The sequence below is a fragment of the Halomonas sp. AOP5-B2-8 genome, assembly GCF_052376475.1.
Lineage (GTDB): Bacteria > Pseudomonadota > Gammaproteobacteria > Pseudomonadales > Halomonadaceae > Vreelandella > Vreelandella casei.
Window position 1 is genome coordinate 260,203 of record NZ_JBQSVS010000006.1, and the last position, 15,435, is coordinate 275,637.

General features: G+C 58.0%; 12 protein-coding genes and 1 pseudogene. 4 read left to right on the forward strand and 9 right to left on the reverse strand.

The window, feature by feature from the left end; all coding sequences use genetic code 11:
• The first annotated feature begins 95 nt into the window (after window positions 1–95).
• Window positions 96–1,283, forward strand: a complete 1,188-nt coding sequence (gene fdhA, locus ACT3RP_RS15500; protein ID WP_096276971.1) for a formaldehyde dehydrogenase, glutathione-independent — start codon at window positions 96–98, stop codon at window positions 1,281–1,283.
• Window positions 1,284–1,450: 167 nt separating this feature from the next.
• Here the strand turns inward: fdhA and ACT3RP_RS15505 are convergent, their stop codons facing one another.
• Entirely contained in the window at window positions 1,451–2,557 is a 1,107-nt protein-coding gene (locus ACT3RP_RS15505) for a glycine betaine monooxygenase reductase subunit (RefSeq protein ID WP_096276974.1), read from the reverse strand.
• Between the two features lie 368 nt (window positions 2,558–2,925).
• Between ACT3RP_RS15505 and ACT3RP_RS15510 the strand changes: the two genes are divergently transcribed.
• On the forward strand, window positions 2,926–4,212 hold the full coding sequence (locus ACT3RP_RS15510; protein ID WP_441684463.1) for a glycine betaine monooxygenase oxygenase subunit: 1,287 nt from the start codon (window positions 2,926–2,928) through the stop codon (window positions 4,210–4,212).
• Window positions 4,213–4,286: 74 nt separating this feature from the next.
• Here the strand turns inward: ACT3RP_RS15510 and ACT3RP_RS15515 are convergent, their stop codons facing one another.
• Window positions 4,287–4,520, reverse strand: coding sequence for a hypothetical protein (locus ACT3RP_RS15515; RefSeq protein ID WP_096276978.1), 234 nt, complete (start codon window positions 4,518–4,520; stop codon window positions 4,287–4,289).
• Between the two features lie 53 nt (window positions 4,521–4,573).
• Between ACT3RP_RS15515 and ACT3RP_RS15520 the strand changes: the two are divergent.
• Window positions 4,574–4,750, forward strand: a pseudogene (locus ACT3RP_RS15520) (BCCT family transporter); the annotation flags it as partial.
• Between the two features lie 89 nt (window positions 4,751–4,839).
• The gene (locus ACT3RP_RS15525; RefSeq protein WP_096276980.1) at window positions 4,840–5,727 is read left to right on the forward strand and encodes a DMT family transporter; all 888 of its coding nucleotides are present in this window, start codon (window positions 4,840–4,842) and stop codon (window positions 5,725–5,727) included.
• Window positions 5,728–5,929: 202 nt separating this feature from the next.
• On the opposite strand, the gene etfB is transcribed toward ACT3RP_RS15525, so the two are convergent.
• From etfB to ACT3RP_RS15560, 7 genes are all read right to left on the reverse strand, one after another.
• Entirely contained in the window at window positions 5,930–6,754 is an 825-nt protein-coding gene (gene etfB, locus ACT3RP_RS15530) for an electron transfer flavoprotein subunit beta (RefSeq protein WP_483394133.1), read from the reverse strand.
• Window positions 6,744–8,021 carry an electron transfer flavoprotein subunit alpha gene (gene etfA, locus ACT3RP_RS15535; protein WP_483394134.1) on the reverse strand — a complete coding sequence of 426 codons (1,278 nt, stop codon included), beginning with the start codon at window positions 8,019–8,021 and terminating at the stop codon, window positions 6,744–6,746. Before etfA ends, etfB begins: the two co-directional genes overlap by 11 nt.
• The gene (locus tag ACT3RP_RS15540) at window positions 8,018–10,039 is read right to left on the reverse strand and encodes a (Fe-S)-binding protein (protein ID WP_483394135.1); all 2,022 of its coding nucleotides are present in this window, start codon (window positions 10,037–10,039) and stop codon (window positions 8,018–8,020) included. Before ACT3RP_RS15540 ends, etfA begins: the two co-directional genes overlap by 4 nt.
• A gap of 81 nt (window positions 10,040–10,120) precedes the next feature.
• A complete protein-coding gene (gene dgcA, locus ACT3RP_RS15545; RefSeq protein WP_441684457.1) occupies window positions 10,121–12,193 on the reverse strand; it encodes a dimethylglycine demethylation protein DgcA in 2,073 nt (690 codons plus the stop codon).
• Between the two features lie 10 nt (window positions 12,194–12,203).
• Complete coding sequence (locus tag ACT3RP_RS15550; RefSeq protein WP_096276990.1) at window positions 12,204–12,737, reverse strand: 4-vinyl reductase; 534 nt, start codon at window positions 12,735–12,737, stop codon at window positions 12,204–12,206.
• Window positions 12,738–12,798: 61 nt separating this feature from the next.
• Window positions 12,799–13,776, reverse strand: a complete 978-nt coding sequence (locus tag ACT3RP_RS15555; RefSeq protein WP_096276992.1) for a dipeptidase — start codon at window positions 13,774–13,776, stop codon at window positions 12,799–12,801.
• Window positions 13,777–14,022: 246 nt separating this feature from the next.
• Window positions 14,023–15,162, reverse strand: coding sequence for a choline metabolism transcriptional regulator GbdR (locus tag ACT3RP_RS15560; RefSeq protein ID WP_096276994.1), 1,140 nt, complete (start codon window positions 15,160–15,162; stop codon window positions 14,023–14,025).
• Window positions 15,163–15,435: the final 273 nt, after the last annotated feature.

Sequence of the window (15,435 nt, forward strand, 5' to 3'; positions counted from 1 at the left end):
TCAAATACGCCAGCTCGATTCAAGAATAATGATGCCAGCGCAGTTATTGAGAGCGTTCTTGAGACTGCGCCAGTGCCCAGAAGAGAGGATTCCGCATGTCCAACAATCGTGGTGTTGTTTATATCGGCGACGGTAAGGTCGAAGTTCAGGATATCGCCTACCCGAAAATGGAAACGCCCAATGGCAAGCCCATTGATCACGGCGTCATTTTGAAAGTGGTTTCAACGAATATTTGTGGCTCCGACCAGCACATGGTGCGCGGGCGGACCACGGCGCCTGCGGGTATGGTGCTGGGCCATGAGATCACCGGTGAGGTGATCGAGAAGGGCAAGGGCGTTGAATTCCTCAGCATTGGCGATATTGTGTCAGTGCCTTTCAACGTGGCCTGTGGCCGCTGCCGTACCTGCAAGGAAGGTCATACCGGCCTTTGCCTGCATGTTAACGATGATCGTGCGGGCGGTGCCTACGGTTATGTCGACATGGGCGGCTGGGTAGGCGGGCAGGCGCACTACGTGATGGTGCCTTACGCCGACTTCAATCTGCTCAAGTTCCCGGATCGCGACCAGGCCATGACTCAGATCCGCGATTTGACCATGCTGAGCGATATTCTCCCGACCGGTTTCCACGGCGCTTTGAAAGCCGGCGTGGGTGCGGGTTCTACGGTTTACGTTGCCGGCGCAGGCCCGGTGGGGCTAGCCGCAGCAGCCTCGGCGCGCCTGTTAGGGGCGGCCGTGGTAATGATTGGTGACTTCAATCAGCAGCGCCTGGAGCACGCTCGCAAGATGGGTTTTGTGCCGATTGATCTGAGCAAGCATGACCGTCTGGGCGAAATGATTGCCGCGGTGGTCGGCGAGCCCAGCGTTGACAGCGCCATTGATGCAGTCGGTTTTGAGGCGATCGGACACGGCGGTAAGGAGCAGCCGGCGGTGGTGCTTAACCAGATGATGGAAGTTACCCGTGAGGGTGGCTCCATCGGCATTCCGGGGCTTTACGTGACCGAAGATCCGGGCGCAACCGAGAAAGCCGCGCAAACTGGTAATCTGAGCCTGCGCTTTGGCCAGGGCTGGGCCAAGGGGCTCTCTTTCCATACAGGCCAGACGCCGGTGGTACAGTACAACCGCCAACTGATGCAAGCCATCCTGCACGGGCGCTTGAACATTGCCGAGATCGTTAATGCGCAGGTTATTTCGCTTGAAGATGCACCGACCGGCTACGAGCAGTTCGATGCGGGCGTGGCGAGCAAGTTTGTACTCGACCCCCATGGAATGCTGGGCGTTGCCTAATTAAGCGTCGAAAGAACGGTTAATCAACGCTTTAAATGCTCATGGCCAAAGGCCATGAGCATTTTTTTGTGTCTGCTTATGGTGAGTTAGCGGCATAAAAAACGGATACCGAAGCACGTCGGTATCCGCTTTTGGCAGACCTGCTTGAAGAGCATCGGCTTGCCGCGTTAGAAATCGACCACCAGATCGCCTTTCGGTTTGCTGCAGCAGGACAGGATGTAGCCCTCTTCAATATCCTCGTCGGTAATGCCGCCGTTGTGTTCCATTTCCACTTCACCGGATTTCAGTTCCACCCGGCAAGTGCCGCAGATGCCCATACCGCAGGCCTTGGGAATATGCAGGCCCAGCTTGGCCGCCGCCGCGTGCACCGTCTCGCCTGGCTGAATACGCACGCTTTTGTTCGATTGGGCGAATTCGATATTGATCAGGTCCTCGGGCTCGGCCTGCTCGGCTGCCACTTCGGCCTGTTCGGCAAGCTCCAGGACATCTTCCTGAACGTCCATCGGCGTGGCGCCAAACGACTCTTCATGGTAGTGATCCATGTCGTAGTTGTTAGCGCGTAAAATCGCCTTGATGGCGTTCATATAGGGCGTCGGGCCACAGCAGAATATTTCTCTTTCCAGAAAATCCGGTGCCATCAGCTCAAGCATGGGCTGGGTCAGAAAGCCCCGGTAGCCGGCCCACGCCTCGCCAATATCGTCTTTCTTTTCGCACACGATATGCAGCTTGAACTCGGGAATACGCGAGAACATATGCACTAGCTCGCGGTGATAGATGACGTCACGTGGCGCCCGTGCACTGTGAATAAACTCGACGTCTACGTTGGCATTGGTATCGAAGAACCAGCGGGTCATCGACATCAGTGGGGTAATGCCCACTCCGCCGGAGAGGAACAGCACCTTTTCGGCAGGAAAGTCGATTGAGTTAAAGTTACCCACCGGGCCATGGACTACCAGCTCGTCGCCTACCTTGAGGTTGGCGTGCAGCCAGTTGGAGACATGGCCGCCTGGCACCTGCTTGACCGTGATTGAAAAACTATAAGGCACAGAGGGAGAGCTTGAGATCGTATAGGAGCGCATGATCGGCTGAGTGTCTATTTCAAGCTCCAGCGTCACAAACTGGCCCGGCTTGAAGAAGAACATTACCGGCTGTTCAGCCATAAAGCAGAACGTGCGAACGTCAAAGGTTTCCTGAATGATCTTGACGCACCGCACATGGTGGCGACCGTTGGTCCAGGTCTGGGTCGTGACGGGATTGAAGAAGTTCATTGTCATCGTCGTCTCAATATGGCTGTGCTATCGGGTTGCCTTCACCGGCCCGTCCTGTTTGCACGGCCCAGCACCATTACCCTGCATTCTGGGTACGCGCTTTGCGGCCAGCTTGCCTGTTAGCGACACACGCTTACCTTGCAACACCTTCTGCTGATCAAAAATCTCCGCTTACGTCGTCGCCACGCCACATAGTGTCGTGGGCAGATAATTGACGGCAAAAGCCCTGCACCACAATCCATCAATAAGTAACAAGCGCTGCGCGCTTCACACAATCGCCAGGTTACGCAACTTAACAACAAGACAATCACGTTTGGTTAACGACCCTGTCGCCGTCCTGAGTAAGGGAGGCGGTGTTAAAAAGGATATCTGGTATGAACAAGACAATGGATTACACACACAACGACCCACTGGCATTCATGCGTGAAGCGACGGTTGATATGCTGCAGTCCCGGGCGAGCGCCTTTTCTCTACCCCAACCGTTCTACAACGATGCCCGCCTGTTTGCGCTCGATATGCAGGAAGTATTTGAAAAGGAATGGCTATTTGCGGGCATGACCTGTGAGATCCCGGCCAAGGGCAATTTCATGACGTTAGAGATCGGTGACAACCCGATTGTTATCGTGCGCGGCGGCGAAGGTCAGATTCATGCGTTTCATAACGTATGTCGCCACCGCGGTTCACGGCTGTGCACCAAGGACAAGGGTAAAGTCGCCAAGCTGGTGTGCCCCTACCACCAGTGGACCTATGAGCTCGATGGCCGGTTGCTGTTTGCCGGAAGCGATATGGGCACTGACTTCGATCTTAATCAGTTTGGTTTGAAGCCCGTCAGCGTGTGTACCGCCGGCGGCTTTGTGTTTATCAACCTGAGTGATAACCCGCCGGCCATCGATGATTTTCTGGTCACCCTTGAGCATTACCTTGAGCCGTACCAGATGGATAACGTCAAGGTCGCCGCTGAGTCGAGCATTATCGAGCAGGCTAACTGGAAGCTGGTCATCGAAAACAACCGTGAGTGCTACCACTGTAACGGCGCGCACCCAGAGCTGCTTAACTCGCTGATCGAGTTTGACGATACCGAAGACCCGCGTGCGACAGATAAGTACAAGGATCTGGTAACCCGCAAGCAGGCCGACTGGAACGGCGAGCAGATACCCTGGCAGCTAAAACGCTTTGGCAAGCGCAATCGCGTGACGAGAACGCCGCTACTCGATGGCGTGGTCTCCATGACCATGGACGGCAAGCCGGGCTGCCAGAAGCTCATGGGCCGGCTGACCAGCCCGGATATGGGATCGCTGCGCATTCTGCACCTGCCCAACTCCTGGAACCATTTCATGGGTGATCATGCCGTGGTGTTTCGGGTGTTGCCGCTCGGCCCACAGCAAACCATGGTCACCACCAAATGGCTGGTGCATAAGGATGCGGTGGAAGGCGTGGATTACGATCCTGAAAACATGCGCCACGTATGGGATGCCACCAACGATCAGGATCGCCAACTGGTGGAAGAGAACCAGCGCGGCATCAATTCAAAGGCCTACCAGCCGGGGCCTTATTCACAAACCTATGAGTTTGGGGTTATCGACTTTATCGACTGGTACGCCGAGTGCATGCTCACCAACTTGGGCAGCGATAGCGTAGCGCTACAGTTGGCCCAGGGCTAGAACGCTTTTATAACAAACGGGCCCGTGCTGGCGGGCCCGCTGTCAGGCGCTATTTATCCATTACTGATTAGCCATCACTCAAAGGGCAGGAAACGCTCAATTGCTTGGCGTACCGACGGTAGCATGATGGCTTGCTGTGCCATGAGTTCGTGGACCAGTGCAGGGAGTCCTGGAACCGCTTTTTGCTGATGCGCCTGTGCCGCGATACGCGCACATGTATCGGGGTCGGCACCATCAGGAATATCGATACCCAGCGCGGTTAGGCGCGCTCGAAAATCGTCACCATCAATCAGTTCCACAATCATCATGACGGCACCCTCTCACGTGTTGGTCGTTTGGCCTGTCAGTGTACCCGTAACTGGCCGCTAATACCCCGTTGGGCGTTGCCAAAAGCTGGTCGATCGAGCATTTCGACTGGTTGTTCATGATTGCGGGCAATATGTTTGTGGTGTTCTGTCTCGTGTTGATCTGTTTGCCACTTGGGCGGATACGCCTGGGCGGCAGCAAAGCGAAACTGGAGTACTCGCGCATCTCCTGGTCTCCCCTAAGCCAGTGATCCACTGTTACGCTTAACCGCTCGCCCCTTCGGTGGGCGGTTATCTTTTTTGCCGATCAGGAGTCAGACCCATGCAGCTAAGTGCTTATCAACGCGGCTTGCTTATGGTGGTACTGGGGGTGATATTCCTCAGCTTTGATGGCCTGCTGATTCGCCTTGCTGATACTGATGGCTGGACCATCGTGTTCTGGCGCGGTTTTTTGATGTTCAGCGTGCTGGGGTTGTTGTCCCTTGTAGGCAATCGGCTGGTCAGGCTGCGCGTCAATCCGTTCGCCTCACTGGTCTCGGCAATACTGCTTGGGCTGATTTCGGCGCTTTTCGTGCTGGCGGTGATGAACGCCAACGTAGCTAACGTGGTGGTGATTCTTAGTACCGCGCCTCTGTTCGCCGCGCTGTTTTCGCGGGTTTTTCTCAACGAGCGTGTTGCCTTGCGAACGCTGGTGGCGATTGTCATCAGCATGCTAGGCATGAGCCTGGTCTTTATGGGCGAGGGCGCCACGGGGATGCTGGTGGGCAACTTGTATGCCCTGGCGGCGGCGCTGGCAATCGGGGGCAATCTGACGGTGCTGCGTTGTTATCCAAATATTGACCGTATCGTGGTGATTGCCGGCGGGGGCTTGCTTTCGGCGGCTATTGCATTGCCCTTGGCTGCGCCGTTTTCGCTGGATGTCCCGCGCTACGGCGTGCTCGCGGTGATGGGGCTTATTCAGATGCCGCTGGCCACGGTGCTAATCAACAGCGCTACCCGCTATCTGCCATCGACGGAAGTGGCACTTTTCTATTTGGTGGAAACAGCGCTGGGCACGTTGTGGGTGTGGTGGTGGCTGGGCGAGGAGCCTACGGCCTCGACGCTGGCGGGCGGGGCGGTGGTTATCACCGTTTTGGTGGTGCACGCGGGGATCGGCCTGCATCGTGAAAGGCAGCGTTTGCGGCTGTATCCGGGGTTTGTGGGTAAATAACCAAAAACCGAAGGAGGAGGGCTTGAACCCGAGAGGGAATGCCGAAGATGCAGGGGCATTTTTCGGCCATGGCTAAAGACCCCCGCTACGGGTTACTCCTGACCACGCCGAGCATCGTGCAGAATCTGGCCAGTTCCAAACTGTTCAGCCCGCCTTGTTAGGCGGGTTGAACGGTTGTGAAAGGTGACGTAGAAGAGAATGCCTAACGCAGCACCCCTTCTTCCTTGAGCAGCTTGAAGATCGCCTCGGCTCCCTGTTCCGGGGTGACGTCGTTGAGCGTTTGCCCGCCGCCACCACCGGCTTTGGCAGCTGCTGCCTTGAAGCGGTCACGCGCCGATGACGACTTGACGATCTTGAGCCGTTTAGGGCGCTTGCGCGCTGGCTGAATGTGCCACGTGGCCAGGTCTTCGTCGATCTCGCTGGGCGCTTGCTGATGCGCTAGCTCGCCGCGTTTGGCTGGGCCAAACGCGCTCTGGCGTGCCGGAGGCGCGCTGCTGTCGACGGTGGCAATCGCCGGTAAGCGAATACGCAGGCGCCGCCGCTTGCCGCGGGGTAGGGCCTGAAGCACTACCGCCGTTCCCTGCTCGATTTTCTCGACCGCGGCCAGGCCGGTAATGATCGGCCAGCCAAGCGCCTCGGCCAACAGGTACGGCGTCACGCCCGAGGCCTCACCGGTTTCGGCGCGGGTGCCGGTCAGCACCAACTGCGGGGTGCTTTCGCGCAGTGCTTTCGCCAGGGCAGGTACCACATTGGCCTGGGGACTCTGTTCGATCAGGCCGACCGAGTCGATGCCCATGCCGAGATAGCCGCGGATGGACTCTTCATGGTCGCTGTCCTGTTGGCCTGCATGTAGCAGGCTGACCGAGGCGCCTGTCAGCATCAGGGCCATTTCCACCGCTCGGGCGTCCTGGTCAGCGCGCCGCGTTCGTGCAGTCAGCGGGTGGCGGCCTACCGAGACCAGTACGGTCACGTTCAGGCTGCTGGCATTCGAGTGGCTAACACTGGTGTTACTGGCATCATGCGGCATCGCGATTCTCCTGCTGTTCGGCGCGGTACTGCTCCATGCGCGCGACAAGGGCCGCGAGGACCTGACTGGCATCGCCGATTACGCTCAGATCAGCACGTTTGACCATATCGCACCCTTCATCCAGGTTGATGGCCACGACCTTATCGCAGCTCTGAATGCCTTGAAGGTGCTGGATGGCGCCGGAAATCCCCACCGCCATATAGACTCGGGCGGAAACCCAGGTGCCGGTTGCGCCCACTTGGCGATCCCGTGGCATAAAGCCATCATCCACCGCCACGCGTGAGGCGCCCTTAGTGGCACCGAGCACTTCGGCGGCGTGGTGATAGCTGTCCCAATCTTTGACGCCGTTACCAGCGGAAAGAATAAACTCGGCTTCAGCAAGCGACACGCTGGCCGGGTCAACCGCCACTTCGCCCATGTCCTCAATCCGCCTGAGCATGTCGGGAAGCCCGTGCGAAAGAGCGATCGGCTCAGCCGCATGGCGGGTTTCGCTGACCGGGTCGGCGCACTCGGCCAAGGCCATCACAATACGTGGCAGGGCGCGGGTAATATCGTTTCTGCCCGCTGCGCCGCGTGCGGTACAGCGCCAGCCTGTCGCGCTTTTTGTCTCGGCCTCAACCTGCCAGACCTGAGCGGCTGGGCGCTCGCCAAGCCTCGCGGCCAGCCGCCGCCCCAGCTCTCCGCCAATGGATGAGTCAGGCAGCAGCCAGTAGCGGGGCGCCGTTTCACGGTCCACCCCCTGCAAGGTGGCGACGCTAAGCTCCGGCACGTAGCCCGAGAAGCGTTCGCCCTCCAGGTGCAGCAACCGATCAATGCCTGCCTCGCCAAAGGCGATTTCTTTATGTTCGCCAAAGACGATAGCCAGCACGGCGCCGGGCTGGGTCACATCGGCATCGGCCAACTGCCGGGCCAGGCCCAGCAAGTCGCGATCGTGAGACGAAAGACGCCCACCGGTCATATCGGGCACTACCGCCACCATAAATGCTGGAGTATCGATAGCCACCGGGCGGCGTGCATCCTTGGACTCAACACTGCGTCCCGGCGACTGGGCCGCCTGTTGAACGCCGCTGCGGTCGACCCGTCGGATGCCGTTGGGCCCGATAAAGCCGACTGCGTGCGGGTTGCGGCGTATGACGCCGTTAGGCCCCATCCATTCACTGGCTACGGCGCCTCCGCCGAGTTCAGCCAGCACCTCAAGGTGCTGTGGGTGCAGACGGTTACGGGCGATCCACTCCTTACGAGGGTCGCGACGAACAAGCTCGCTCATGGCGTTACCTCCTCGACAGTGCGCGGTGCTGCTGATGCGGGCTTGCTTTGGGCCGCCTTTTCGTCAGGCGTTTTGATGATCAGCGCATCGGCGACCAGTTCAGCGATATCCTTGATGTCGGCGCGGGGCTCAACCACGCCTTCCAGCATGGCAGTACACTGCGGGCAACCTACTGCGACCAGATCGGCACCCGTTTCGCGAACGTCGTCCATGCGCATATCAGGAATACGCTGCTTGCCGGGGATGTCGGTAATCGGCGCGCCGCCACCGCCACCGCAACAGCGGGAGCGATAGCCGGAGCGGGCCATTTCCTTAATCTCGATACCCAACGCCTTGAGCACGGAGCGCGGTGCTTCGTATTCACCGTTATAGCGGCCTAGATAGCAGGGGTCGTGATAAGTGACGCTGCCACCTTTCCAGGCCTTGAGCATGAGCTTGTCGTCTTCCAACAGCTGGTTGAGATAAGTACTGTGGTGGAAGACGTCGTACCGGGCCGGCATGTCAGCGGTGCCGAGATCGGCGTACTCGTTTTTAAGCACATGGAAACTGTGCGGGTCGCAGGTCACGATGCGCGCGAAGCGGTATTGGCTTAGAGTGTTGATATTGCGCCGCGCCAGGGTCTGGAACGTAGCCTCATCGCCCAGGCGGCGGGCCACATCGCCGCTGTCGCGCTCTTCATTACCCAGCACGGCAAAGTCGACTCCCGCAGCACGCAGTACGCTGATAAACGCGCGCAGCGTACGCTGGTTGCGCATATCAAACACGCCGTCGCCCAGCCACAGCAGCACATCGGCTTCGCGCTTGTCGGCCATCAGCGGCAGATTCAAATCCGCGGCCCAGTGCAAGCGAGAGTCGGGGTCGAACCCGCCAGGGTTGTCGGTGGCTATCAGGTTATCCAGTACTTCGGCGCCCTTGTTAGGCGTATTGCCGTGCTCCAGGGTCAGAAAGCGGCGCATGTCCACGATGGCGTCCACGTGCTCGATCATCATCGGGCACTCTTCAACGCAGGCCCGGCAGGTAGTGCATGACCATAGCGTTTCGGCATCCACCAGCGCGCCACCGTCACGGCCGACGATGGGGCCATGAGGGCTGCCGTCGTGCTCGCCCACCGGCTTGCCGGGGTAGGGGGAGCCTGCGTAGTTCGCATCGCTGCCGCCGGCCATGCCGACGACCATGTCTTGAATCAGCTTCTTGGGATTGAGCGGCTGCCCGGCGGCAAAGGCGGGACAGACCGCTTCACAGCGCCCGCACTGTACACAGGCATCAAAGCCCAGCAGTTGGTTCCAGGTGAAGTCAGCCGGTATCTCAACGCCCAGTTTTGCATGGTCGTCATTCAGTGCTAGCGGCTTGAGTCCGGTGGAGCGATGCTCACCGCCGTTGCGCTTTGAAAAGCGCTCGGGACGACGGTGGAAGGCCAAGTGAAGAGCGCCGGCAAAGGCATGCTTCATCGGCCCGCCCCAGGTCATGCCGAAGAACATTTCACCCAGCCCCCACATGATGACCGCGGCCAGTGCGAGCGCGGTGAACCAACCCACACCGCTTTGGAAAACGCCTTCCGGCAGAATGCCGGCGGTGGGCAGGGTGACCACGAACATACCCACCGAGAACGCCATCAGGCTTTTCGGCAGGCGCATCCAGGGCCCTTTAGAAAGCCGCGATGGCGGCGGACTGCGTCGCTTGGCGACCAGAATGCTACCCACAAGCATGCTGGTCGTCGCGGCCAGGAGCACCCAGGCAAGGATGGCGCTGTCTAGGCCAAAGCCGTGGACGATAATCGCCAACAGCGCAGCCAGCACGAAGCCACCGGCGGTGGCCACGTGGGTGTGGGAAATGTACTTGTCCCGCTCAACGACGTGGTGTAGGTCGACCAGGTAGCGTCTGGGCACCTGCATCAGCCCCTTGAAAACGGGCACGCGAGAGGGCCGCCCCTGGCGCCATAGTCGAACGCGGCGAACCGCACCGATGGCAGCCAGCAGTAGCGCAGAAAAAAGCAGAATCGGCAAAAGGGCATCAAGCATGGCGTCTCTCCTCTCAGAGACACCGTAAGGTCTGAATCATGGGCCTTACGACCCATGAGTTCAGCTTACAGCGTTATTGTTTCAGAAGTCTTTGCACAGTCGCAGCGCATCGTAGATGGCCGCATGCGTGTTGCGTGGCGCGGTGCAGTCACCCAGACGGAACAACAAGAAGCCATCGCCGCTTTCAGACAGGCAGGGCTGGGGCTTGATCGCGTAGAGCGCTTCGAGATCCATCTGGCCCTTGTTACGCGACTGCTCCTTGAGGCTGTAGTAGAGCGTTTCATCGGGGCGCACGCCGTTTTCCACCACGACCTGATCGACCACACGCTCTTCCTGGGCGCCGGTGTACTCGTTCTCAAGCACCGCCACCAGCGAGTCACCTTCGCGGTACACCTTATGCAGCGCGAGGTCCGAGGTCATGATCACCTCTTTCTCGTAGAGGCTGCGGTAATAGGTTGGGAAGGTGGTGCCGCCTACCGCGGCTCCCGGCTTGATATCGTCGGTGACGATCTCGACCTTTGATCCTTTGTCGGCCAGGAAATCCGCCACCGATACGCCGGAAAACTCGCAGATGGTGTCGTAGACCAGCACATTCTTGCCGGGCGCCACGTTGCCGTTGAGAATGTCCCAGGTGCTGACTACCAGGCTTTTATCGCTGTCGCTGTCGTAGCCCCACTCCGGCACTTGCGAAAGAAACGGCTGACCGCCGGTTGCCAGGATCACTACGTCCGGACGCAGATCTGCAAGAGTGTCCTCGTCGGCGCGAGTACCCAGGCGTAGGTCAATCTCCAGGCGCGTCAGTTCCAGCTGGTACCAGCGCGTGATACCGGCAATCTGATCGCGCTGCGGCGCTTTTGACGCCAGCGTAATCTGGCCGCCGATCTGCTCCTGTGCTTCGAACATTGTGACGTCGTGGCCGCGCTCGGCGCAGATACGTGCCGCTTCCATGCCGGCAGGGCCGCCGCCCACGATGACCACCTTGCGTTTGGGGCCGTCGCTTTTCTCAATAATATGCGGCAGTCCCATGTATTCACGCGAGGTCGCGGCGTTCTGAATACACAGCACGTCGAGCCCTTGGTACTGGCGGTCAATGCAGTAGTTGGCGCCCACGCACTGCTTGATCTGGTCGATCTGACCCATCTTGATCTTGGCGATAAGGTGCGGGTCGGCAATGTGGGCACGCGTCATGCCCACCAGGTCCACATAACCACCTTCAAGAATGCGCTGGGCCTGATTGGGGTCCTTGATATTCTGGGCATGAATGACCGGAACGTTGACCACTTCCTTTATGCCCGACGCCAGGTGCAAAAACGGCTCCGGTGGGTAGGACATGTTGGGAATAACGTTGGCTAAGGTGTTGTGGGTATCGCAGCCCGAGCCGATCACGCCGAAAAAGTCGACTTTGCCGGTGGCATCATAATAGGCAGCGATCCGCTTCATTTCTTCGTGATCAAGGCCATCCGGGTGGAATTCGTCACCGGTGATACGCATGCCCACCACGAACTCGTCACCTACCTCGGCGCGCACCGCCTTTAGCACTTCCATACCGAAGCGCATACGGTTCTCGAAGCTGCCACCCCATTCGTCGGTACGCTTGTTAACACGCGGGCTCCAGAACTGGTCGATCAAGTGTTGGTGCACCGCAGAGAGTTCGACCCCATCCAGGCCGCCTTCCTTCGCCCGGCGCGCGGCCTGGGCAAAGTCACCGATGATGCGCCAGATATCTTCCTCTTCGATGGTTTTGCAGGTCGAACGGTGAACCGGTTCACGGATACCTGATGGTGACACCAGCGTCGACCAGTCGTGTCCATCCCAGCGCGAGCGGCGCCCCATATGGGTAATCTGAATCATGATTTTGCCGCCATGCTTGTGCACAGCGTCGGCTAGATTCTGGAAGTGAGGGATGATGCGGTCGGTCGAGAGGTTGACCGAACTCCACCAGCCCTGGGGGCTGTCGATGGAAACAATCGACGAGCCGCCACAGATGCACAGCCCACAGCCGCCCTTGGCCTTCTCTTCGTAGTATTTTACGTAACGGTCCGTGGTCATGCCGCCATCGGTGGCGTAGACCTCTGCGTGGGCCGTACTGACCACACGGTTACGAATGGTCTGACTGCCGATCTGGATCGGCTTGAACAGTGCCTCGAATGCCATGGCATGATCCTCAGTTCACGGGCGTGACAACAAACAGACCGTTATCGTGGCCTTCTTCGGCACCACTCTGGGTCTGTTCGGCAACAGTGCGCAGCGTACTGTCGCGAGCACTCAGAATCTGATCCATGGCACCGGCAAACCAGCCGGTAAACATGTATTCGATTTTACGATTCACCTTGCCCATCTGGTAGACGAATGCGCTGTGCTCAAGGCGTACGCGCGCGGTACCTGCATCAAGGTCGATCTCTTCGGTAATGAAGATGCCCCAGCCGCGCTGGGAGAGGCGTTTCATGTAGTGCTCGAACACGTCCACGTCTTCTAGCCCGTGAAGTTCGGCCTCTTTCTCACACCAGTGCCAGGCACTTTTGTAGCCCGCCTGGTAAAGAATCTCGGCATATTTTTCGGCACCCAGCGCCTCTTCAACGGCCACATGGTTGTTGATGAAGAAGTGACGCGGGACATACAGCATCGGCAAGGCATCGCTCGTCCAGATACCGGTTTCACTGTCGACTTCAATGGGGAGTTCGGGAGCAGTCTTGGTCACGGTCGTCTTCCTTAAACTTATATTTGTAAGAGCGTTTGGCTGTTCAAGGACTTCTAGGCCCTTATTCGCCCCAGACGTCTTTTAGGGTTCTGACCCAGTTCTCGCCCATGATTTTTCTGACCTGGGACTCGCTCATCCCTCGCTTTAGAAGCGCTTCTGTCAGATTGGGAAATTCACCGATGGTGCGGATGCCTTCGGGGTTGATGATCGTGCCGAAACTGGTCAGGCGACGGGCGTAGCCCTTGTCATGGGTCAGCCACTCGAAGAAGTTCTGGTCATGGCCCTGAGTGAAGTCGGTGCCGATGCCGATGGCGTCTTCACCCACGATATTCATGATGTACTCGATCGCTTCACAGTAGTCGTCGATGGTTGAATCAACGCCTTTCTTGAGAAACGGGGTGAACATGGTCACGCCGACAAAGCCGCCGTGGTCGGCGATGAACTTAAGCTCTGCATCGGACTTGTTGCGGGGGTGTTCCTTTAGGCCTGATGGCAGGCAGTGCGAGTAGCACACCGGCTTTTTGGATTCGAGGATGACTTCTTCAGAGGTCTTGGCGCCCACGTGGGAAAGATCGCACAGCATGCCGACGCGGTTCATTTCCGCGACGATCTCGCGTCCAAAGCCAGACAGGCCGCCGTCACGCTCGTAGCAGCCGGTGCCGACCAGATTCTGGGTGTTGTAGCACATCTGCACGATGCCCACGCCGAGCTCCTTGAAGATCTCGACGTAGCCGATTTGATCTTCAAAGGCGTGGGCATTCTGAAAGCCGAAGATGATACCGGTCTTGCCTTCTTTCTTGGCGCGCATAATGTCGGCGGTGGTGCGAACCGGGCGTACCAGGTCGCTGCACTCTGCCATTAGCTTTTTGGACGCCACGATATTGTCGACCGTTGCCTTGAAGCCTTCCCAGACCGAGACAGTGCAGTTGGCTGCAGTCAGGCCGCCACGACGCATGTCTTCAAGTAATTCGCGGTTCCATTTGGCGATAATCAGGCCGTCAATGACGATGGCATCTTGGTGCAACTCAGCAGGGTTCATAGCGTAGCTCCAGAATTGTTTATATAGGAAGCATAGCGTTGCCCTGCTGCTGATCAGCTCTTGGAAACGACGACGGAAATTCCAAAAGCGTCATTAGGCGAAATGCACGCGTGGCAAATATGGCAAGTAGGCGGGTTAAGCGATACAAAAGAGGCAAGGGCGCGAAAGGGGGCGCAATATGACCGAGGGTCTAACGAAAAAGAGCTGCCTTTTGGGCAGCTCTGATAGCAATGATGACAGACCCCGTCAGGTGACGAGCGGTACGCTGGCAAAGGTCGGCTCACCTTGAGCATAGGCAAGCGCCAGAAGAGCACTTGATGCCGGTTCGCTGCTCGCCGGTTCTACGCCCCAACGCTTGAGCAGTGGTGGCGATTTTTCCTGATGTTTTGGGCAGGAATGAATGCCCAGGCGTTCGTCGCGCGGCGGAACGCCGAAGCACTCGCGATAGCACTTGGAAAAATGCGGGGTTGAAACAAAGCCGCACACAGAGGCAATCTCGATGATTGAGAGAGGCGTCTGTTTGAGTAACTGACGTGCCCGCACCAGTCGCAGCTTGAGATAATACCGGGAGGGCGAGCAGTGCAGATAGCGCTGGAAAAGCCGCTCCGACTGGCGCCGCGAGACGCCAACGTAGCTGGCCAGTTCGTCGAGCTCAAGCGGCTCTTCCAGGTTGGACTCCATCAGCGCAACGATGTCCAGCAGCTTGGGCTGTGTCGTGCCCAGCACATGCTTTAACGGCACGCGCTGCTGATCCTGCTCGTTACGCATGCGCTCGTAGATGAACATCTCGGAGATGCCTGCAGAAATCTCTTTGCCATGATCGTGAGCGATCAGGTTGAGCATCATATCCAGCGGCGCCGTGCCTCCAGAGGCGGTAAAACGGTCGCGATCAATAGAGAACAGCCGTGTCGTCAGCACAATCTTTGGAAATGCCTCCTGAATAGAGGCCAGGCACTCCCAGTGAATGCTGGTTTCGTAATGATCAAGCAGACCTGCCTGGCCTAACGCCCAGCTACCCGTACAGATAGCGCCTAAGCGACGTAGCTGGCGCGACTGTGCCTGCAGCCAATGTAGATGATCACGGCTGACACTATGCTGAGGGGCAACGCCGCCACAAACCACCACCCAATCCAGCGACAGCGGTGCGTGCATTGAGGCATCTGGCGTTACATGCAGGCCGTCACTTGCGCGAACCGGAGAGCCATCCTGAGTCAGTGTGTACCAGCGGTAAAGCTCGCGTCCAGCCAACTGGTTTGCCATGCGCAAGGGCTCAATCGCTGACGCCAGAGAGATAAGCGTGAAGTTGTCCAACAGCAGAAAACCGAGGGTTTGCGGAACGTTCGAGTGACCTACAGTCGTTGGGTTTTTTACTTGATTAATAGTCATGGTCTATACCTCTATCACCTAAACGTCATTGATTTTATTTTTATTATCGTTTTATATCGCCGGCGTTTTTTTCTGGGTCCCTGCGCTAGATACTTACTGCCTACAATGCATATTGGCACGGATGACACTTATACTGACAAAGCAATCTTAAAAGCAATTCAATCGATGTCGCAAATAGAATGCTGGAAGTCGCCTCTGAGGCGATTAATGTGGATGTAAGGCGGGCATCAGTGATGAATGAAACGTTCGTTTCAACGTTAAGCGTCGTTTCGA